The sequence below is a fragment of the Gordonia sp. (in: high G+C Gram-positive bacteria) genome (genome assembly GCF_047600565.1).
Lineage (GTDB): Bacteria > Actinomycetota > Actinomycetes > Mycobacteriales > Mycobacteriaceae > Gordonia.
Genome location: NZ_JASGKN010000001.1, coordinates 665,037 through 683,583, shown reverse-complemented (window position 1 = coordinate 683,583; position 18,547 = coordinate 665,037). Strand labels below are relative to the sequence as shown.

The following is an 18,547-nucleotide window of genomic DNA, read 5'->3' as shown; positions in this document are numbered from 1 at the left end:
CGGGACGGTCAGCCTTCGAACACGTACGGCGACGTGGCGACCTGCGAACCGTCGGCGAGCTCGCCGATCTCGAAGTCTCCAAACGCCGTCGGAGCGAGTTCGGTGAGCTGGCGCAGGCATTCGACGGCCAGCTCGCGGATCTCGACGTCGGCGTGTTCGGTGGCCCTCATGCCGATGAAGTGCCGCCAGGCCCGGTAGTTGCCGGTCACCACGATCTTCGTCTCGGTGGCGTTCGGCAGCACCGAACGCGCGGCCTGCCGTGCCTGTTTGCGCCGCAGGATGGCGTTCGGCACGCCTTCGAACTTCTCCTCCAGCTTGTCGAGCAGCTCCGAGTACGCCTGCCGGCTGCTGTCGGTGGCCTGCGTGAACAGCTCTTCCAGCTCGCGGTCTCCACGGATCGCGGGCGGGGCGACCACATCGAAGTCGTGTTCGGGGACGAAGCGCTGGGACAGCTGCGAATAGGAGAAGTGGCGGTGGCGGATCAGTTCGTGGGTGCAGGACCGCGAGATGCCGGTGATGTAGAACGTCGCGTTGGCGTGCTCGAACAGCGACGTGTGACCGACTTCCAGAACGTGACGCAGGTAGCCGGCGTTGGTGGCGGTGCGCGGATTCGGTTTGTCCCAGCTCTCGTAGCAGGCACGGCCGGCGAACTCGATGAGCGCCTCCCCGCCGTCGGCGTCGGTCGTCCATGGGACGTCCGGCGGGGTGAACTGCGTCGACGCGATCAGTTGCACCTTCAGGGGCACCAGCTCGGACACGGCACGCCACCTTCCTCGAATCACGGGCTGCGGATCTCCCGGCCCATTCTTCCCCACCGCCCCGGACCGTCGATGATCAGCCCCTACGCCCATGACGAGCGCAAACAGCGCGGCGTTCACGGTTCTGCTCTACCATCACGTCCCGTGAAGAACCCGACACTGACCCAGCGTCTCGCGGCCGCCTCGCTCGGCGCCGCCGTCCTCCTCGCGCCCGTCACCGCCGCACCGGTGATCGCCGCGCCCTCCTCGACCGTTTCTCCCGGCGCCGGCGTGATCGTCCCCGGCCGCGAGATCGGTCTGTCCGGCACCACGAACACCCGGGTGCTGGCCGGCTACCGGACCACCGACGGCCGGGTCGTGAACAACCGCATCCTGCGGTCGGACAATCTGTCGAAGATCACCGCCGCCGACAAGAAGAAGCTGAAGGCGCGCAAGCTGGGCGCCATCATCGATCTGCGCACTGCGGCCGAACGCACCGTGCAGAAGGATCTGCCGATCGCCGGCACCCGCTGGGTGGGTGCCGACATCCTGGGCGGCGTGCCGCCGGTGCAGCTGGTCGATCTGCCGCAGGCCTACGCCTCGTTCGTCACCGACAAGCAGGCGCGCGACCAGTTCCGCACGGCGATCCTGAACATCGACATCTCACTGAAGGCCGGTCACACGCCGCTGTACCACTGCTCGGCCGGCAAGGACCGGACCGGATGGCTGACGGTCATCATCCTGAAGACTCTCGGGGTGGACGACGCCACCATCAAGGCCGACTTCCTGGCCAGCAACCACTACCGGCATGCGAACCCGCAGAATCCCCTGGACGGCGTGCAGGCCGCGTACCTGAACCGCTCCTACAGCGAGGTGCGCAAGCACTACGGGACGTTCACCAACTACCTGACCAAGGGCCTGAAGCTGACCCCGAACGATCTGAACACGCTGCGCAGCAACCTGCTCGGCTGATCGTTCGCGGTCAGCCGCGAACGATGGCCGACAGCTTGGTGTAGGTGTCCTCCCACCCGTGCACCGGGATGGAGTCGATGCCCAGCTCCATGACCGGGCGGTCGTTGCCGCCCTCGTCGAGGCGGTCACCGAAGAACAGGATGTCATCGGTGGTCAGGCCGAGGATCTCCATGAGCCGGCGGGCGCCGTACGCCTTGTCGATGCCTTTGGCGGTGATGTCGACCGACGTCGATCCACCGCTGCGGACCTCCAGGTCGGGCAGGCGCTGCGCCGCGTAGGCGCGCAGCGCCTCCTTCTTGCGGCCGTCCGGGTCCCAGGCGGCCTTCGCGTCGACGGGGGCGGCCTGACCGAGCGCGCTGAACGTCACCTGGCTGCCCCGGTCTTCGAGGATCGGGCCCCAGGTCTCCGACTCCCAGAGCCCGAGTTCCTTGGCGCCCTCCTCGACGACGGCCATCGCCCGGGCCTTCTGGTCGTCGGACAGGTCTTCGGCGTAGACGGTGATCCAGGCGCCATCGGACTCGGCTCCGTCGGCATCGGTGGCGTCCCATCTGATGTAGCGGGTGCCGTTGGTCGGCATCAGGTGCAGGTTGTCGCGGTCGTCGAACTCGCCGAGACGGTCGAGGACCTGTGCCTGGAACTGTCCGAACTGGCCGCCGGAGATGATGCAGCCCATCGCCTGGGAGAGCATGTCGCGGAAGAGGCCGACCATCTCGTCGCTCATCTGCGTCTTGGACGGCGCCAGCGTGTCGTCCAGATCGAACATGACGAGCTTGTAGGTCTTGCCGTCGTGGGTCAGTCCATCAGCCATGGCGGTCAGCTTACTGGCAGCCCGCACCGACAACGCGGTCCGCGCCGTCGGACGACGGTCAGCGCATCACCCAGGGGAACGCCTGCGCCTCGGAGTGGACGCCCTGCGCGGTCCGCGAGCGTGACGGCTCCCCGAGTTCGGCGAGCAGGTGTTCCCCGGCGGTGACGACGCGGGCGAGGACGTCCGGGGTGAGATAGGACGGCCGGGTCGCGAACAGCAGGTCTTCGGTGGCGGTGTTGCCGCTGGCGCCCGGCGCGAACGGGCAGCCGCCCAGACCGCCGAGGGCGCCGTCGACGACGACGGCGCCGGCCGCCGCTGCGGCCAGCGAGTTCGCGACTCCCTGACCCCAGGTGTCGTGACCGTGGAATCCGAGTCGGCGGTCGCCGGCGACCGGCCGCACGGCGGTGAACAGGTCGGCCACCTGGCCGGGCGCGGCCTGGCCGAGGGTGTCGGCGAGGACGACGTCGCAGGTGCCGTCGGTGCGCGGATCCCCGACGATGTCCAGGACCCGCGCCGGATCGACGGGGCCGTCGAACGGGCAGGTGAACGCGGTGGCCAGTGTGAGCTGCACGCGGCCGCCGACGGCGCGCGCGTGAGCCACCGCCTCCGGGAGTGCGGCGAGGCTGTCGTCGGTGAGCCGGCCGATGTTGGCCTTGTTGTGGGCGTCGGAGACCGAGAAGCAGTACTGGAAGTTGCGTGCGCCGGCGGCGGCCGCCTTCTCGACGTGCCGCGGCGTGGCGACCCATATCCAGCAACGGTCGAGTTCGTCGGGCGTCAGCGCGGCCACCACGTCGAGGCTGCCGGCCATCGGCGGCACCAGGTCCGGGCGGGCCATCGAGCCGATCTCGAGTTCCGGAATGCCCAGCGCCAGCAGGGTGCGCGCGAGTCGTGCCCGGTCACCGGCGTCAAGGGTCTTGCCGGTCAGTTGCAGTCCGTCACGGAGGGTGACGTCACGCAGCACGACGTCGGGTAGCGCCGTCACCGGCCGTCCTCGGAGAGGAGTCCGCGGCGGATCTCGTCGGTGTGTTCGCCGATCTCCGGGCCGAGGGTCCTGATCGGCAGTGATGCGTCGCCGAGGACCGGCACGATGCCGGGGAATCCGACACGGCTGGGCGCCTCGCCGCCGGCGTCGACGTCGAACTCCTGGATCATGTTCCGGGCCGCATACTGCGGATCCGCCACGATGTCGGCCGCGGTGTAGATGGGTCCGGCCGGTACCCCGGCCTGCTCCATGGCGTGCAGGACGTCGTCGCGGGTGCGGGCGGCGGTCCACTCCCCGATGGCACGGTCGAGTTCGTCGCGGCGGTCCCAGCGCCCGTCGTTGTCGGCGAGTCCGGGATCGTCGGCGAGGTCGTCGCGGCCGATGGCCCGCATGTAGCGACCGAAGATCGCGTCGGCGTTGCCGGAGATCACCACTGAGAAGCCGTCCGAGCAGGTGTAGGCGTTCGACGGGGCGATGCCCTGCATGCGGCCGCCGGTCCGTTCCCGCCGCACACCGTAGGCGCCGAGGTCGGGTACGAGTGACTCCATCATCGAGAAGATGGCTTCGTGGAGGGCGACGTCGACGATCCGGTCCTCCAGCGGCAGCGGCTCGTCGGAGGCGTCTCGGCGCCGCAGCCCGTCGTAGAGGGCCATGACCGCGCCGAACGCACCGTAGAGTCCGGCGATCGAGTCGCCGATGGAGACACCGGTGCGCACCGGTGGACGGTCGGGGTCGCCGATCAGCTCGCGGAATCCGCCGTAGGCTTCCGCGACGGCGGCGAAGCCGGGGCGCTGCGAGTACGGGCCGGTCTGGCCGAAGGCGGAGATCCGCACGAACACGAGGTCGGGATTGTCGCGGCTCAGTTCTTCCGGGCTCAGACCCCATTTCTCGAGGGTTCCGGGCCGGAAGTTCTCCAGCACCACGTCGCAGCGGGACGCGAGGCGTCGCACGTCGTCGCGGCCTTCCTCGGTCCGCAGATCCAGCACCATCGACTTCTTGTTGCGGTTGATGGTGTGGAAGAGCATGGACGTGTCGCCGGCGTACAGCCGCCAGTTCCGCAGTTCGTCGCCGGTGTCGCGCTCGATCTTGATGACTTCGGCACCGAAGTCGGCCAGCAGCCGGCCGGTGGTCGGGGCGGCGATGTAGTTGCCGAGTTCCAGGACCCGTACGCCGTCGAGTGGGAGACGGCGGCCGCCCGGCGTGGTCGGGGCGGCGTCAGCCATCGAGGCCTTCGGGCTGCAGGATGATCCGCACACCGGTGCCTTTGTCGGTGCGTTTGGCGACGGCGGTCCCGGCCCGGTCGACGCCGTCGAGCTTGATGAGGATGGGCGCCGGGTCGGGATAGAAGTTGCGCCACCAGGTCTTCTGGTCGGCGGCGGCGACGCCGACCAGGATCTCGTCGTCGGCTTTGCGCTTGTAGTTGACGACCAGGTGGAACGTCTTGCCGCTCTTGCGGCCGGTGTAGGTGATCTCGGCCATCGACTTGCCCAGCAGTGGACCGACCACGGGCGCGGACAGCAGCGGCGTCGTCACCCGGTTGATCTGTTTCGCGACCTTCTGGAAGGTGTTCACGCTTTTCAGGATAGTGCGAGCCGCGTCAGAACGGTGGTGGTCCGCCGTCGTCGAGGTCGGCGGGTACGGGGTGTCGTGCGCGGCGGTTGTGGGCGCGCAGGCGCCGCCGGTACGCGTGTTTGGCTTCCGTTCTCGACTGTCTTCTCACCGGTTCGGTGGTCGTGTCCACCTCTCCGGGCGGGTGGGTGGAGGGTGCCCGCACGGGACGAGTCCCGCATCCGGGAGCAGCCAGGTGTTGCGGGCCTTCGACCTCACCGTGTGTCCTTCCGGCGTGGTGACTTCGGTCCACACGGTTCCGTCGGCGTCGATGATCTGGTCGTCGATCCAGCCTTCGCCGAAGGTCTTCAGCAGGTGATGGAACGTGCATTTCGGGTTCAGGTTGCACAGGCAGGTCGGTCCGCCGGCGTCCGGGTCGTCCGCATTCCATTCGGTCACATGATCGAGTTCGCAGGCGGCGGCGGGTCGGGTGCAGCCCGGCCAGGAGCAGCCCCCGAAGAGTCCACGGACCACGGTGTCGAGTAGTGCCGTCGGGCGGTAGGGATTGCCCGCCTGCGCGGAACCCCGTCTCAGCTGCGTGAGGTCGAGTGGACGGACCAGGGTGCCGGGCCGCGCGGCGATGTCGCGGACGTGCGCCGCGTCGATCGCCCCGTGGCCTTCGAGATGCCCGGGCCGGTCCCCACCGTCGAGGGTCGAGCCGTCGGCGATCACGTGCACCACCACCCGGGCACCGGTGTGTTCGACGTCCGGGTCGGCGATCAGCGCGACCGCCGCATCCGCGAGCCGCTCGTCCTTGGTGCGCGTGTCGGCGTCGCCCTCGGCGCCGGAGTCCGTGGCGGTGTCGGCTTTCCTGTCGTGTTCTTCCTTCGCCTCGATCGCGGCTTTACTCAGGGCGATGTTCTCCACGGTGTTGGTGATGGCGAGGGTCGCCAGGCCTTCGCCCGCCGGCCAGACGCGGATGCCGCGGGTCTTCTTCGCCCGTTCTCGGGCATCGCGGGCGGCCTCCGCGTCCAGGGTCGTGACGACGGCCCTGGCCGTCCTCTGCACCCCGAAGTAGCCGACGTCACCGGAGGAGCGGAGCCGGTCGGCGATCTCACGATCGGCTTCGGCCAGCAGTCCGGGCTCCACGATGGCGGCGGTCTCGACGACCGCCGTACCGAACGCGGTGCAGGCGATCACACCGTCCCGCAGCAGGAGTCCGGTGTTCGGGAGCCGGTTGCGGATCGCGTCGGCCCTGTCCACCAGTGTCTCCCCCGCGTCCTGCCCCACATGCAGCGCTGTGGCGACACTGGCGGCGACCTGCTTGACCGGATCCAGGAACCGGGCGAACTCGTCGACCGCGGACTCGACCGCGATCGACCGTTTCGCGTCGATCATGTCGGCGATGTTCTGGAGCTGCTGCCACTTGAGGAAGCCCTCACCGGCCCGGATCGCGACGACACTCGCCAGTCCGTCCTCCACCGCGATGTGGTCAGGTGCATCCGCCGAGACCGGAGCGACGCCGAGCGAAGACAGGTCGGCGTCGCGCCACATGCGGTGTATCGTCGCCATGACCCCTCCGGAGTAGAACTGGTGTTTGATCTACCTGCAAGGCTACGCCGGGGGTACGACAAGAACGGTTCAGAGCCTCAACCGCCGGATGCTTCGGTGAATCCCCGGCTTCCGGAGATCGCGAGCAGTGCGTCGACCATGGCGATGAAGGCGTCGGCGGCGGCCGCCGAGACGAACTCCGCGATCTCACGGGGGTCGCCGTCGGGATTGAGCAGACCGAGGACGTCGCCGTCCGTGCTCGGCACCACCCACAACCGGTCGGTGCCGGGACCGGTGAGGCGGACGATCGGATCGGCGTCGGCGACCACCTCGGTCGGCACCACCCATTCGACGCCGGGATGGTCGGTGTCGAGGCCGGTGAGGATCCCGTCACCGCCGATCCGCAGGTGTTCGGGCATGGCGGCCAGCCTGGCGATCAGGTCGGCGGCGCGCTTCGCCGACTCCTCGTCGTACGCCTCGGCGATCGTCTCCCACTCGCCGTCGTCGACCCGGTGCAGAACCGCGAACCGGCCGTCGTCGCCGGCGACGGCCAGCTGCCCTCGGCTCCGGTCCGGCAGGACCGCTCCCCAGGCTCCGTAGACGTCCACCCGGTCAGCGCCGGCGGTAGTCGATGAAGCGGTACAGGGTGCCGGTGCGCGAGTACTGCCAGTCGGTGACGTCGGCGGCCTCCCACGACTCGGGATCGATCACCGGGGCGAACGCGTCGGCGCCGTCGACGAGCATGTCGATCTCGGTGACGCGCAGCTGCGTCGCGTGCTCCATGGCGGCGGTGTAGATCTGGCTGCCGCCGATGATCGCGGCGACCCGGCCCACGAGGTCGAGGGCATCCTCGAGGCTGGTGGCCACCTCGGCCCCGTCCGCGGTGAAGCCGGCGGATCGGGTGAGCACGATGTTGCGTCGTCCCGGCAGCGGCCGGAAGTTCTCCGGCAGCGACTCCCACGTCTTCCGCCCCATGATCACGGTGCCGCCGCCGGTGACCTCCTTGAAGCGCGCCATGTCTTCGGGCACGTGCCACGGGATGGTGTTGTCGCGCCCGATGGCGCCGACCCGATCCTGGGCCCACACGAGTGCGATCGTCATGAGTGTCTCCTCCGCCGCCTCAGACGGCGACCGGCGCCTTGATCGCCGGATGCGACTGGTAGCCGACCACCTCGACGTCGTCGTAGTCGTAGTCGAAGATCGAATCGGCCTTGCGCAGTGCGAGCCGCGGGTACGGATACGGGTCGCGGGACAGCTGTTCGCGGACCTGATCGACGTGGTTGTCGTAGATGTGACAGTCGCCGCCGGTCCACACGAACTCACCGACCTCCAGTCCCGCCTGCTGCGCCATCATGTGCGTGAGCAGGGCGTACGACGCGATGTTGAACGGCACACCGAGGAACAGGTCGGCGCTGCGCTGGTACAGCTGGCACGACAGTCTGCCGTCGGCGACATAGAACTGGAAGAAGGCGTGGCACGGCGGAAGCGCCATCTGCGGAATCTCGCCGACGTTCCAGGCCGACACGATGTTGCGGCGCGAATCCGGATCGGAGGTGAGGAGTTCGAGGGCACCGGCGATCTGGTCCACGTGCTCGCCGGACGGGGTCGGCCAGGCACGCCACTGGACGCCGTAGACCGGACCGAGGTCGCCGTTCTCGTCGGCCCATTCGTCCCAGATGGTGACGCCGCGGTCCTGCAGCCATCGCACGTTCGAGTCGCCGCGCAGGAACCACAGCAGCTCGTAGACGATGGACTTGAGGTGAACCTTCTTGGTGGTGACGAGCGGGAAGCCTTCGGCGAGATCGAATCGCATCTGGTGACCGAACAGGCTGCGCGTGCCGGTGCCGGTGCGATCGGACTTGGGGGTCCCCGTCTCGAGCACCAGTCTCAGCAGGTCCTCGTACGGGGTGGGGATGGTCTCGCTCACGGGTCCGAGTCTACTGATCGACGACCGCGAACGGTCAGTCGATGGGTTGCGCGCCGGGCACCGGCCGCTTACGCGGCTGGATGTACCGCTTGTCGACCCACGTCACGGTGCCGACGACGACGGCGGCGAGCAGCCATCCGAGCAGCACGTCGAAGACGTAGTGTTCGGCCGCGTACACCAGCGTGAACGCCATGATCAGCGCGTAGCCGACGAACACGGTTCTGCCGAGTGCGCGGGTGCGCGGCCACATGAACAGGGCGAGCAGCATGATCAGGCCGGCGTGCAGCGACGGGATGGCCGCGACCGCGTTCGATTTGCTGTCGCCGAACTCGATCAGCTTCGCCGCCTTGTGGATTCCCAGGACGTCCCAGCCGCGGCCGGCGATGCGTTCGACGTAGGGGGCGGCACCCGGGTGGTGCGGCTCGACGGGACCGAGCAGGTTGTCCGGTACGGCGTGCGGCGGCCGGTCCATGCAGGCCGGTTCGTGCGGGTGGGTCGCCACGTCGGCGGCGGTGCACTTGGCCGCCGCCCACGGCGGTGCGGCGGGCACGAGCGTGTAGACGACCAGTCCGAGGAAGCTGGCGGACAGGAAGCAGATCGCGAACCGGCGCCATACGGCACGGTTGCGCACCCAGAGGAACGCCGCGGTCGCGTACGGAACGATGAAGTACGACATGTAGACGACGCTGATGATCACTTCCCACCAGGGCGGCTTCGCCTGTTTGAGGTGCGATTGCAGCCAGACGGTGGGGTTGGTCCCGAACAGCCAGTGGTCGACGCCGGGGCTGAGGTGCCACTGCGTCGGCATGTTCAGCCAGACGGCCGCGTTCCGGGTCCAGTCGTAGAGCATGAGGATCAGCACGAACGGCAGCCAGTCGATGATCACCGTGATCAGCCGGCGCCGTCCGATGACCGCGACGGCCATCCCGATGGCCAGGTAGAGGATCAGCCGGGTGCGGTCGAACACGATGCCGTTGCGGGTGACGTCGACGGCGACGGCGATCGCCCACACCGCCAGCAGCCCGCGGCGGACCCATACCAGGCGCCGGTTGGTCTCGTCGACGATCTCGATGTCGCCGGCCGCGCGATCCGCACCCTCGGTGTCCAGGGCGGTGTCGTCCGGGGCGGCGTCGTCGGGCCGGGTCACGCGGGTCGGCCGGTGACGGTCAGAACAACCACGAGCGCTTTCATCGCACCGACTCTAGTCAGCCCATCAACGACGCGGCGACGGTGGCGCCGAGGTCCCAGCACATCTCAAGCTCGGACTTTCCGGGCTTGTTGGACACGATCACGTAGTCGGCGGCCTTGGTCCAGCCGAGCCCGGTGGTGATGGACGTCAGTGCACGTTCGGCGCCTTCGGTGCCTTCGTTGCCGTGCAGGTACGCACCGAACGGGCGCCCCCGGGTCGAGTCGAGGATCTGGTAGTAGCTCGTGTCGAAGGCGTGTTTGAGGGCCCCACTCAGATAGCCCAGGTTCACCGGGGTTCCGAGGAGATAGCCGTCGGCCTCCAGGAAGTCGGTGGCGCTGACCGAGAGCGCCGCGCGGCGCACCACCTCGACGCCCTCGATGTCGGGGTCGGTCGCGCCGGACACCACCGCCTCGAACATCGCCTGGCAGTGCGGTGACGGCGTGTGGTGGACGATCAGCAGCCTCATGACGCCGCTTTCGCCTCGCGGTACTGCTCGCTCGCGCGCTTCATCATCTGGCGAGCACGGCCCCGGTCACCGGCGTAGTCGTAGGCGCGGGCGATCCGGTAGGTGCTGACCCAGTCGGTGGGGTCGGCCTCCCATTCCTGCTTCACCTGGGCGAACAGCGCATCGGCGGCGTCGGGTTCGATCCGCCCGGACGGCCGGCGCGGCAGATCGTCGACGTCGAGCTCCCGGCCCAGGTCGGCGACGTCCGCAGCCATCCGCTGATGTTCGATGCCGGAGCGGAGGGTCTGCACGATCATCCAGACACCCAGCAGCGGCAGGATGAGGACGCCGACGCCGAGACCGATGCCGACCACTCCCCCCGCCTCGATGAGCCGGATGGCGGCACGCACGAGCAGCAGGCTGTAGACGATGATCGCGACGACCAGGAAGACGATCATCCAGACGATCGGCCGGGCGTCCTTCTTCTGTGCCATAGGGTCTACAGGTCCATGAAGTTCTCGAGGCCGATGGTCAGACCCGGTCGGCCGGCGATCTCCCGGACGCCCAGCAGCACGCCCGGAATGAACGAGGTGCGGTCCATCGAGTCGTGCCGGATGGTGAGCGTCTCGCCGAGCGTGCCGAACAGCACCTCCTGGTGGGCGACGAGTCCCGACACGCGAATCGAGTGCACGTGCACGCCGTCGACGTCGGCGCCGCGGGCGCCCTCGAGTCCCGTCGAGGTGGCGTCGGGCATGGGGGCGCAGCCGGCTTCCTTCCGTGCAGCGGCGATCAGCTGCGCGGTGCGGCCGGCGGTGCCCGACGGGGCGTCGGCCTTCTGCGGGTGGTGGAGTTCGATCACTTCGACGGAGTCGAAGAACCGGGCGGCCTGCTGTGCGAAATGCATCGACAGCACGGCGCCGATCGCGAAGTTGGGGGCGATCAGCACACCGACCTCCGGCTTGGCGGCGAGCCAGCCGCGCACCTGGTCGAGGCGTTCCTCGGTGAATCCGGTGGTGCCGACGACCGCATTGATCCCGTTGTCGATCAGGAACTTCAGGTTGTCCATCACCACGTCGGGGTGGGTGAAGTCCACGACCACCTGGGTATCGGAGTCGACGAACGCCGACAGCGGGTCGTCCCGGTCGACGCCCACGGTGAACTCGGTGTCGCCGGAGGCCTGCACGCCCGCGACGATCGCCTGGCCGACCTTGCCGTTGCTTCCCAGCACACCGGTACGAATGCCGCTCATTGCCCTCTTCTCTCCACGTTGACGCGTCTGCCATCCAGTCTAGAAGGCCCCCGACGGACGGCGGTGCGCGGTCGCCGCCGGGTGAGACGAACGGCGGAAACCGTCCACAGTGGTGTGACGGACGGCTAGCCTGAGGTCCCCCGACCGAAAGGCGACGACGTGAAGTCCGTACTCAAGGCCCTCCCGGTGGCCGCACTGTTCCTGCTGGTGACCGGCTGCGCCGCCGACTCCGGCTCCTCCGGCTCCGGCGAGAAGACCGAGCAGGTGACCGTCACGGCGGTGAACGCACAGGGTGCCCCACAGGACGGCTGGACCGTCTCCCCCGACCCGGCCGGTCAGGTCGACTGCAGTGCCGGCACCCCCAGCGACTCGGCGACCACCGCCGGGGTCTACTCGTGCGATCCGGTCGCGATGCACGCCAACGTCTGCTGGAAGGGTGCCGACGCCCGCACGCTGCTGTGTGCCGAGGACCCGTTCACCCCGACGCTGCGCACCATGACGACCACCGTCGACCTGCCGGCCGTCGGCAAGCCCGACAAGGCGCAGCCGTGGGCCGTCCAGCTCGACGACGGCACGCAGTGCGTGCTTCGGCACGGCGGCGGCTGGGGTGTCGGCGCCGACCAGGCGATGCCGGTGTACGGCTGTCTCGGCGCCGGGAACGAGGATCTCGCCGTCCTCCAGGGCGCCTCGGATGCGAGCGCCGTCGACACCAGCAAGGACGCCTGGACCGTCAAGGTGGGCAAGGTCGGCAGCGCCGACGCCCAACTGCCGGCTCCGACCGTGAAGAACGTCAGCAAGGCCTACTTCGCGGCCGCCGCCGGCCAGTAGTCACCGCCGGCCAGGAGCCCCGCGAACACGAAACGGCCCGCGACCCCCGAGGGGGTCGCGGGCCGTTTCAGCTCTGCGACGAGAGGTCGGGATCAGGCGTCCGCCTTCTCCTCGTCCTTGTCGTCGGCCTTGGCCGGGGCGTCGTCGCGCACCGGAACCAGGCTGATCTTGCCGCGCTCGTCGATGTCGGCGATCTCGACCTGGATCTTGTCGCCGACGTTCACCACGTCCTCGACCTTGCCGATCCGCTTGCCGTTGCCCAGCTTCGAGATGTGGATCAGACCGTCGCGGCCCGGCAGCAGCGACACGAACGCGCCGAACGCCGCGGTCTTGACCACGGTGCCCAGGAAGCGCTCGCCGACCTTCGGCAGCTGCGGGTTGGCGATCGCGTTGACCGCGTCGATGGCGGCCTGTGCCGACTCGCCGTCCGAGGCGCCGATGAACACGGTGCCGTCGTCCTCGATCGAGATGTTGGCGCCGGTGTCCTCGGTGATGCCGTTGATCGTCTTGCCCTTGGGGCCGATCAGCTCGCCGATCTTGTCCATCGGAATCTTGATGGTGGTGATCCGCGGAGCGTACGGGCTCATCTCGTCCGGCTCGTCGATGGCCTCGGCCATGACGTCCAGAATGGTCAGACGGGCCTGCTTGGCCTGGCTGAGCGCACCGGCGAGAACCTCGGAGGGGATGCCGTCGAGCTTGGTGTCCAGCTGCAGAGCCGTCACGAAGTCCTTGGTGCCGGCGACCTTGAAGTCCATGTCACCGAACGCATCCTCGGCGCCGAGGATGTCGGTGAGGGCGACGTAGCGGGTCTCCGACTTGCCGTCGATGGTGACCTCGTCGGACACCAGGCCCATGGCGATACCGGCGACCGGGGCCTTGAGCGGCACACCGGCGTTCAGCATCGACATGGTGGAGGCGCACACCGAGCCCATCGAGGTGGAACCGTTGGAGCCGAGGGCCTCGGAGACCTGACGGATCGCGTACGGGAACTCCTCGACGCTCGGCAGCACCGGCACCAGGGCACGCTCGGCGAGCGCGCCGTGGCCGATCTCGCGGCGCTTCGGCGAACCGACGCGACCGGTCTCACCGGTCGAGTACGGCGGGAAGTTGTAGTGGTGCATGTACCGCTTGCTGGTCTCTGGGCCGAGCGAGTCGATGCTCTGCGCCATCTTGACCATGTCGAGGGTGGTGACACCCAGGATCTGGGTCTCGCCGCGCTCGAACAGGGCACTGCCGTGGGCGCGCGGAATCACGCCGACCTCGGCCGACAGCGACCGGATGTCGGTGATGCCGCGACCGTCGATACGGAAGTGATCGGTCAGGATCCGCTTGCGGACCAGGCTCTTGGTGAGCGAACGGTAGGCGGCGCCCAGTTCACCCTCGCGGCCCTCGAACTTGTCGCCCAGGGCGTCGAGCATGTCGGCCTTGAGCTCGTCGGTGGCGTTGTCGCGGTCCTGCTTGTCCGCGATCGACAGCGCCTCGTTGAGACGGTCGGTGGCGTAGTCGGCGACGGCCTTGTAGGCGTCGTCCTGGTAGGCCGGGAACAGCGGGAAGTCGCGGGTCTCCTTGGAGGCCGCGGCGGCCAGCTGCTTCTGCGCCTCACAGAGCTGCGCGATGAACGGCTTGGCGGCCTCGAGGCCTTCGGCGACGATGGCCTCGCTCGGCGCGGTGGCACCGCCCTCGATGAGCTCGAGGACGTTCTCGGTGGCCTCGGCCTCGACCATCATGATCGCAACGTCGGCATCCTTGCCCGAACCCGAGACGACGCGGCCGGCGACGACCATGTCGAAGAGGGCGTTCTCGAGCTGGTCGACGGTCGGGAAGGCGACCCACTGGCCGGCCTTGTTGTCGTCCGAGGTGATCAGGGCGACGCGCACGCCGCCGACCGGGCCGGAGAACGGCAGACCGGCGATCTGCGTGGACGCGGACGCGGCGTTGATGGCCACGACGTCGTACAGGTCGTTCGGGTCGAGCGACAGGATGGTCTCGACCACCTGGATCTCGTTGCGCAGGCCGTCGACGAACGACGGACGCAGCGGACGGTCGATCAGACGGCAGGTGAGGATCGCGTCGGTGGACGGGCGGCCCTCGCGACGGAAGAACGAGCCGGGGATACGGCCCGCGGCGTACATGCGCTCCTCGACGTCCACGGTCAGCGGGAAGAAGTCGAAGTGCTCCTTCGGATGCTTGGACGCGGTGGTGGTCGAGAGGATCATGGTGCCCTCGTCGAGGTAGGCGACGACGGCGCCCGCGGCCTGCAGGGCCAGACGGCCGGTCTCGAAGCGGATGGTCCGCTTGCCGAACGAGCCGTTGTCGATCACACAGGAGACTTCGGTGATCGCGTCGTCGAAGTCGTCATTGACATCAGTCATGGATTGAAAAATCCCTTTCGTTGCGCAGGACGCACTCGCGCACCTGCGGATATGCAGCGGCAGACCGGCGCGGGTGCGCGAGTCTGCGAACGATGAACTGCTGCGGGGAACGGCCGACGGTGCGCCGCGCACCTGCGCGGCGGAGAGACGGCCTTCGATCAAAGCGGCCGGAACGAGAGCGAAAGGCTCATCGGGATTCCGGCTGCCATTACCGAGGACCGGTCTGGTAACACCTCGGACGCACCGTGATCAGTGCATCATCCGTCGTCAGTCTAACACCGACCGCCCCGGACACCGCCTGACCGGCGTCAGCGCGGCGGCGTGGCGAACGACGACGGCCACCGCACCGGAACGGTGCGGTGGCCGCCGTGGAGACGTCCGAGGAGGTCTAGACCTTCTTCTTGGTGACGAATCCCAGGATTCCCAGCAGGATCACTGCACCGAGGACCGCCGTGAACAGGGTGAACCACCAACCGCCACCCTTGACGTCCACGCCGAACAGGCTCAGCAGGAATCCGCCGACCAGCGCACCGACGATGCCGATGACGATGTTCCACAGGATTCCGGCTCCCCCGCCGCGCATGATGGTGCCCGCGATCCAGCCTGCGATGGCACCGATGAACAGATAGGCGATCCAGCCGACCGACGTGGTGAGCTCTACCGCGAGTACGTGCGTAGTCATCGTCGTTCCCCTTCGAAACATGGTGTCCCGACTGTCGGGATACTTGACAGCCTGACACCTTCCGATGACCGATTCCCCCGTTTTGGCCAAGCGCACGGCGACGATCCGGAATCGGCCGGGCGCCGTCGGGTATCTGACGACGAGAGCCGCCCCACCGGATGGCGGGGCGGCTCTCGACGGAAAGGGAAGGTCAGCGACGCAGGCCGAGGCGCTCGATCAGCGAGCGGTAGCGGTTGATGTCGACGTCGGCCAGGTACTTGAGCAGACGGCGGCGACGGCCGACCAGCAGCAGCAGACCGCGACGGCTGTGGTGGTCGTGCTTGTGCTGCTTGAGGTGCTCGGTGAGGTCGGTGATGCGCTTGGTCAGCAGCGCCACCTGGGCCTCGGGCGAACCGGTGTCGGTCTCGTGGATGCCGTACTCGGCGAGAATGGTCTTCTTCTGATCAGCAGTCAGCGACATGCGTGATTCTCCTTGTTTCAGTGCCGTGTCGTCGGTCCCGGATTCCGGGCTCCCCACCGGGGAGGGCGCGCCACCACGGACTGCAGCGATCGCCAGAGGACGAGGTTACCAGCGGGGAGCGGCTGCGGCGAAATCCGCCGGCGGCCGTCAGTCCTCGCCGGCCAGGATGGTGCGCGTGCGGTCGACGTCGTCGCCGATCGCGGTCACCAGGTCGTCGATGCTGTCGTAGGTCTCCATGCCGCGTAGCCGTGCCACGAAGTCGACGGCCACGTGATGGCCGTACAGATCGGTGTCGACGTCCAGGACGTACGCCTCGACCGTCCGGTTCCGTCCGGAGAACGTCGGATTGGTGCCCACCGAGACGGCGGCCGGATATCGCTCGCCGATCGTCATGCCCTCCGGCTCGGTGCCGCCTTTGAGGATCGTGAACCAGGCGGCGTAGACCCCGTCGCCGGGAATGGCCGAGTTGGCGGGTGCGGCGATGTTGGCGGTCGGATAGCCGAGATCGCGGCCGCGTCGTTCACCGTGCACCACGACGCCTTCGACCCGGTGCGGCCGGCCGAGGGCTTCGGCGGCCAGTTCGACGTCACCGGCGGCGATGCAGGAGCGGATGTAGGTGGACGAGAAGGTGACCGCGTGTTCGCCGAACAGCGAGATCGCGGTGACCTCGAACCCGAACCGGTCCCCCAGCTCGCGCAGCTTCTCGACGTTGCCGGCGGCCTTGTGACCGAAGGTGAAGTTGTCGCCGACCACCACTTCGGCGGCATGGAGTTCTTCGACCAGCACTTTGTGGACGAACTCTTCGGGCGACCACGACGACAGCTGCTGTGTGAACGGGATGACGCAGAAGACGTCGATGCCCATCTCCTGGGCCAGGTCGGCACGACGGCGCAGCGTGGACAGCATCGGCGGGTGCGAGCCGGGCCGGACCACTTCGGAGGGGTGGGGATCGAAGGTCATCAGGACCGATGGGACTCCGCGCTCGGCGGCGGCCTGGGTGGCCGCCGTGATCAACTGCGCGTGCCCGCGATGCACACCGTCGAAGACGCCGATGGTGACGACGCATCGCCCCCAGCCCGGCGGCACATCATCCAACCCTCGCCAACGCAACACGCGTCAAGCCTACTCGGCCTGACGGGTTCCCTCCCGGCGCCTTGTAAGCTCGACCTATGCCCCATTCACGCCCTGTCGGAGACCTGACGTCGGTCACCCAGGACTACCTCAAGGTGATCTGGACCAGTCAGGAGTGGTCCGACACCAAGGTGACCACCAAACTGCTGGCCGACAAGCTCGGCGTCTCGCCGTCGACGGCGTCGGAGGGCATCCGGAAACTGGCGGATCAGGGCCTGGTCGATCACGAGCGCTACGGCTCGGTGACCCTCACCGAGGAGGGCCGTGAGGCCGCCGTGGGCATGGTGCGCCGTCACCGCCTGCTCGAGACGTTCCTGGTGCGTGAGCTCGGCTACGGATGGGACGAGGTGCACGAGGAGGCCGAGGTGCTCGAGCACGCCGTCTCCGATCGGCTGATGGCGCATATCGACGCCAAGCTCGGGTTCCCGCAACGCGACCCGCACGGCGATCCGATCCCCTCGGCGGACGGCCAGGTGCCGCGGGCCGGGTCGGAGCAGCTTGCGGATCTGGACGTCGGCGAGGCCGGCACCATCACCCGTATCTCCGATGACGATCCGGAGATGCTGCGATATTTCCAGGAGATCGGCGTCGACCTGGATCGCACCGTGTCGGTGGTCGAGAAGCGCCCGTTCGCCGGCACCATCTCGGTGTGCGTGGACGACGGTGAACTGATCCACCTCGGCGACGTGGCGTCCCGGGCGATCTTCCTCGACCGCGGCTGAACGCGAGACCCGGGCCTGCCGTCAGCGGTCGTCCGTCAACGCAGCGTCGCGGGCCGGACCACCATCACCGAGGCGGCGCGCCGGCCCTTCTCCTGGACGAGTGCGATGGCCCTGCCTCGCGGATCGACCACCGTGTAGATTCCGGCCATCCCGATCGGGTCGAGCCAGCGGCCCTGACTGATCGATTCGGCCTCGTCGTCGCTGATCTCGCGGAGTGGAAAGCAGAGTTTCGCGGCTTCGTCGATGCCCAGGCTCACCGCCGGGTCGGCGATCACGGCATCCAGGGTCCGGGCCTGCTCGAGGGTGAAGGGGCCGACTGCGGTGCGGCGCAGCGCCGTGAGATGTCCGCCGACGCCGAGGGCGGCACCGAGGTCGCGCGCCAGCGACCGGATGTAGGTGCCCGACGAGCAGTCCACCTCGACGTCCAGGTCGATCGTCGGCCCGGCACGGCGGATGTCGGTGACGTCGAAGCGATGCACGGTCACCGGCCGGGACTTGAGCTCGAACTCGGCACCGTCGCGCACCAGGGCGTGAGCCCGGCGGCCGTCGACCTTGATGGCGCTGACCTTGGCCGGGATCTGCTGAAGGTCGCCGGTCAGGTCCACCACGCCGGCGGCGATCTGCTCGTCGGTGATCGCGGAGGCGTCGGCGGTCTCCAGGGTCTCGCCCTCGGCGTCGTCGGTGCTCGTCGACACGCCCAGGCGCACCGTGGCGGTGTACGACTTGGTGGTCAGTGACAGCAGGCCCAGCAGTTTGGTGGCGCGTTCGATACCGATCACCAGGACACCGGTGGCCATCGGGTCGAGGGTGCCGGCGTGACCCACACGCCGGGTGTCGACGGCTTTGCGGCACCGGGACACCACGTCGTGGCTGGTCATGCCGGCGGCCTTGTCGATGACGAGGAGCCCGGCGTTCTCGATGGAGGAATCGGCCATGCGTCGATC

The 18,547-nt window shown here is 68.5% G+C and carries 21 protein-coding genes; 3 read left to right on the top strand and 18 right to left on the bottom strand.

What is annotated here, in order from left to right; genetic code table 11:
• Positions 1–8 precede the first annotated feature (8 nt).
• A complete protein-coding gene (thyX, locus tag QM774_RS03320; RefSeq protein ID WP_414974530.1) occupies positions 9–758 on the bottom strand; it encodes an FAD-dependent thymidylate synthase in 750 nt (249 codons plus the stop codon).
• A 144-nt stretch (positions 759–902) separates the two neighbouring features.
• Between thyX and QM774_RS03315 the strand changes: the two genes are divergently transcribed.
• Complete coding sequence (locus QM774_RS03315; protein WP_414974529.1) at positions 903–1,709, top strand: tyrosine-protein phosphatase; 807 nt, start codon at positions 903–905, stop codon at positions 1,707–1,709.
• Positions 1,710–1,719: 10 nt separating this feature from the next.
• On the opposite strand, the gene QM774_RS03310 is transcribed toward QM774_RS03315, so the two are convergent.
• The 12 genes from QM774_RS03310 to dapB form a co-directional block, all read right to left on the bottom strand.
• The gene (locus QM774_RS03310) at positions 1,720–2,517 is read right to left on the bottom strand and encodes an HAD-IIB family hydrolase (RefSeq protein WP_414974528.1); all 798 of its coding nucleotides are present in this window, start codon (positions 2,515–2,517) and stop codon (positions 1,720–1,722) included.
• A 58-nt stretch (positions 2,518–2,575) separates the two neighbouring features.
• A complete protein-coding gene (locus tag QM774_RS03305) occupies positions 2,576–3,499 on the bottom strand; it encodes a hydroxymethylglutaryl-CoA lyase (protein ID WP_414974527.1) in 924 nt (307 codons plus the stop codon).
• Positions 3,496–4,722 (bottom strand): CaiB/BaiF CoA transferase family protein, encoded by a 1,227-nt coding sequence (locus QM774_RS03300; RefSeq protein WP_414974526.1) that lies wholly within the window; start codon positions 4,720–4,722, stop codon positions 3,496–3,498. Before QM774_RS03300 ends, QM774_RS03305 begins: the two co-directional genes overlap by 4 nt.
• Positions 4,715–5,071, bottom strand: a complete 357-nt coding sequence (locus tag QM774_RS03295) for a hypothetical protein (protein WP_414974525.1) — start codon at positions 5,069–5,071, stop codon at positions 4,715–4,717. The genes QM774_RS03300 and QM774_RS03295 overlap by 8 nt, the downstream gene beginning before the upstream one ends.
• A 144-nt stretch (positions 5,072–5,215) precedes the next feature.
• Positions 5,216–6,619, bottom strand: coding sequence for a DUF222 domain-containing protein (locus QM774_RS03290; protein ID WP_414974524.1), 1,404 nt, complete (start codon positions 6,617–6,619; stop codon positions 5,216–5,218).
• 77 nt (positions 6,620–6,696) lie between these two features.
• Entirely contained in the window at positions 6,697–7,206 is a 510-nt protein-coding gene (locus tag QM774_RS03285; protein WP_414974523.1) for a hypothetical protein, read from the bottom strand.
• 4 nt (positions 7,207–7,210) lie between these two features.
• Complete coding sequence (locus tag QM774_RS03280; RefSeq protein WP_414974522.1) at positions 7,211–7,699, bottom strand: dihydrofolate reductase; 489 nt, start codon at positions 7,697–7,699, stop codon at positions 7,211–7,213.
• A 19-nt stretch (positions 7,700–7,718) separates the two neighbouring features.
• Positions 7,719–8,525: a thymidylate synthase gene (locus QM774_RS03275; protein WP_414974521.1), complete on the bottom strand. Its 807-nt coding sequence runs from the start codon at positions 8,523–8,525 to the stop codon at positions 7,719–7,721.
• A 34-nt stretch (positions 8,526–8,559) separates the two neighbouring features.
• Positions 8,560–9,672 carry a phosphatase PAP2 family protein gene (locus QM774_RS03270; protein WP_414974520.1) on the bottom strand — a complete coding sequence of 371 codons (1,113 nt, stop codon included), beginning with the start codon at positions 9,670–9,672 and terminating at the stop codon, positions 8,560–8,562.
• 58 nt (positions 9,673–9,730) lie between these two features.
• Entirely contained in the window at positions 9,731–10,180 is a 450-nt protein-coding gene (locus QM774_RS03265) for a flavodoxin family protein (protein WP_414974519.1), read from the bottom strand.
• Positions 10,177–10,653, bottom strand: a complete 477-nt coding sequence (locus QM774_RS03260) for a hypothetical protein (protein WP_414974518.1) — start codon at positions 10,651–10,653, stop codon at positions 10,177–10,179. Before QM774_RS03260 ends, QM774_RS03265 begins: the two co-directional genes overlap by 4 nt.
• A gap of 5 nt (positions 10,654–10,658) precedes the next feature.
• Positions 10,659–11,399 (bottom strand): 4-hydroxy-tetrahydrodipicolinate reductase, encoded by a 741-nt coding sequence (dapB, locus tag QM774_RS03255; RefSeq protein WP_414976574.1) that lies wholly within the window; start codon positions 11,397–11,399, stop codon positions 10,659–10,661.
• A gap of 168 nt (positions 11,400–11,567) precedes the next feature.
• On the opposite strand from dapB, the gene QM774_RS03250 reads away from it, so the two are divergent.
• Positions 11,568–12,236, top strand: coding sequence for a hypothetical protein (locus QM774_RS03250; RefSeq protein WP_414974517.1), 669 nt, complete (start codon positions 11,568–11,570; stop codon positions 12,234–12,236).
• A gap of 92 nt (positions 12,237–12,328) precedes the next feature.
• Here the strand turns inward: QM774_RS03250 and QM774_RS03245 are convergent, their stop codons facing one another.
• The 4 genes from QM774_RS03245 to QM774_RS03230 form a co-directional block, all read right to left on the bottom strand.
• Positions 12,329–14,608, bottom strand: coding sequence for a polyribonucleotide nucleotidyltransferase (locus QM774_RS03245; protein WP_414974516.1), 2,280 nt, complete (start codon positions 14,606–14,608; stop codon positions 12,329–12,331).
• A 388-nt stretch (positions 14,609–14,996) separates the two neighbouring features.
• The gene (locus QM774_RS03240) at positions 14,997–15,290 is read right to left on the bottom strand and encodes a GlsB/YeaQ/YmgE family stress response membrane protein (protein WP_414974515.1); all 294 of its coding nucleotides are present in this window, start codon (positions 15,288–15,290) and stop codon (positions 14,997–14,999) included.
• Positions 15,291–15,480: 190 nt separating this feature from the next.
• A complete protein-coding gene (gene rpsO, locus QM774_RS03235; RefSeq protein WP_414974514.1) occupies positions 15,481–15,750 on the bottom strand; it encodes a 30S ribosomal protein S15 in 270 nt (89 codons plus the stop codon).
• Between the two features lie 147 nt (positions 15,751–15,897).
• Entirely contained in the window at positions 15,898–16,863 is a 966-nt protein-coding gene (locus QM774_RS03230) for a bifunctional riboflavin kinase/FAD synthetase (RefSeq protein WP_414974513.1), read from the bottom strand.
• A 56-nt stretch (positions 16,864–16,919) separates the two neighbouring features.
• Here QM774_RS03230 and QM774_RS03225 point away from each other — a divergent pair, with 56 nt between their 5' ends.
• The gene (locus QM774_RS03225) at positions 16,920–17,603 is read left to right on the top strand and encodes a metal-dependent transcriptional regulator (RefSeq protein ID WP_414974512.1); all 684 of its coding nucleotides are present in this window, start codon (positions 16,920–16,922) and stop codon (positions 17,601–17,603) included.
• 35 nt (positions 17,604–17,638) lie between these two features.
• On the opposite strand, the gene truB is transcribed toward QM774_RS03225, so the two are convergent.
• Positions 17,639–18,538, bottom strand: a complete 900-nt coding sequence (gene truB, locus QM774_RS03220; protein ID WP_414974511.1) for a tRNA pseudouridine(55) synthase TruB — start codon at positions 18,536–18,538, stop codon at positions 17,639–17,641.
• Positions 18,539–18,547 lie beyond the last annotated feature (9 nt).

Bases quoted from the DNA above. Each gene is read 5' to 3' on its own strand.
- QM774_RS03290 (WP_414974524.1), bottom strand. From the start codon at position 6,619: ATGGCGACGATACACCGCATGTGGCGCGACGCCGACCTGTCTTCGCTC.
- QM774_RS03240 (WP_414974515.1), bottom strand. From the start codon at position 15,290: ATGACTACGCACGTACTCGCGGTAGAGCTCACCACGTCGGTCGGCTGG.
- QM774_RS03225 (WP_414974512.1), top strand. From the start codon at position 16,920: ATGCCCCATTCACGCCCTGTCGGAGACCTGACGTCGGTCACCCAGGAC.
- QM774_RS03310 (WP_414974528.1), bottom strand. From the start codon at position 2,517: ATGGCTGATGGACTGACCCACGACGGCAAGACCTACAAGCTCGTCATG.
- QM774_RS03245 (WP_414974516.1), bottom strand. From the start codon at position 14,608: ATGACTGATGTCAATGACGACTTCGACGACGCGATCACCGAAGTCTCC.
- rpsO (WP_414974514.1), bottom strand. From the start codon at position 15,750: ATGTCGCTGACTGCTGATCAGAAGAAGACCATTCTCGCCGAGTACGGC.
- QM774_RS03260 (WP_414974518.1), bottom strand. From the start codon at position 10,653: ATGGCACAGAAGAAGGACGCCCGGCCGATCGTCTGGATGATCGTCTTC.
- QM774_RS03280 (WP_414974522.1), bottom strand. From the start codon at position 7,699: ATGACGATCGCACTCGTGTGGGCCCAGGATCGGGTCGGCGCCATCGGG.
- QM774_RS03300 (WP_414974526.1), bottom strand. From the start codon at position 4,722: ATGGCTGACGCCGCCCCGACCACGCCGGGCGGCCGCCGTCTCCCACTC.
- QM774_RS03265 (WP_414974519.1), bottom strand. From the start codon at position 10,180: ATGAGGCTGCTGATCGTCCACCACACGCCGTCACCGCACTGCCAGGCG.
- truB (WP_414974511.1), bottom strand. From the start codon at position 18,538: ATGGCCGATTCCTCCATCGAGAACGCCGGGCTCCTCGTCATCGACAAG.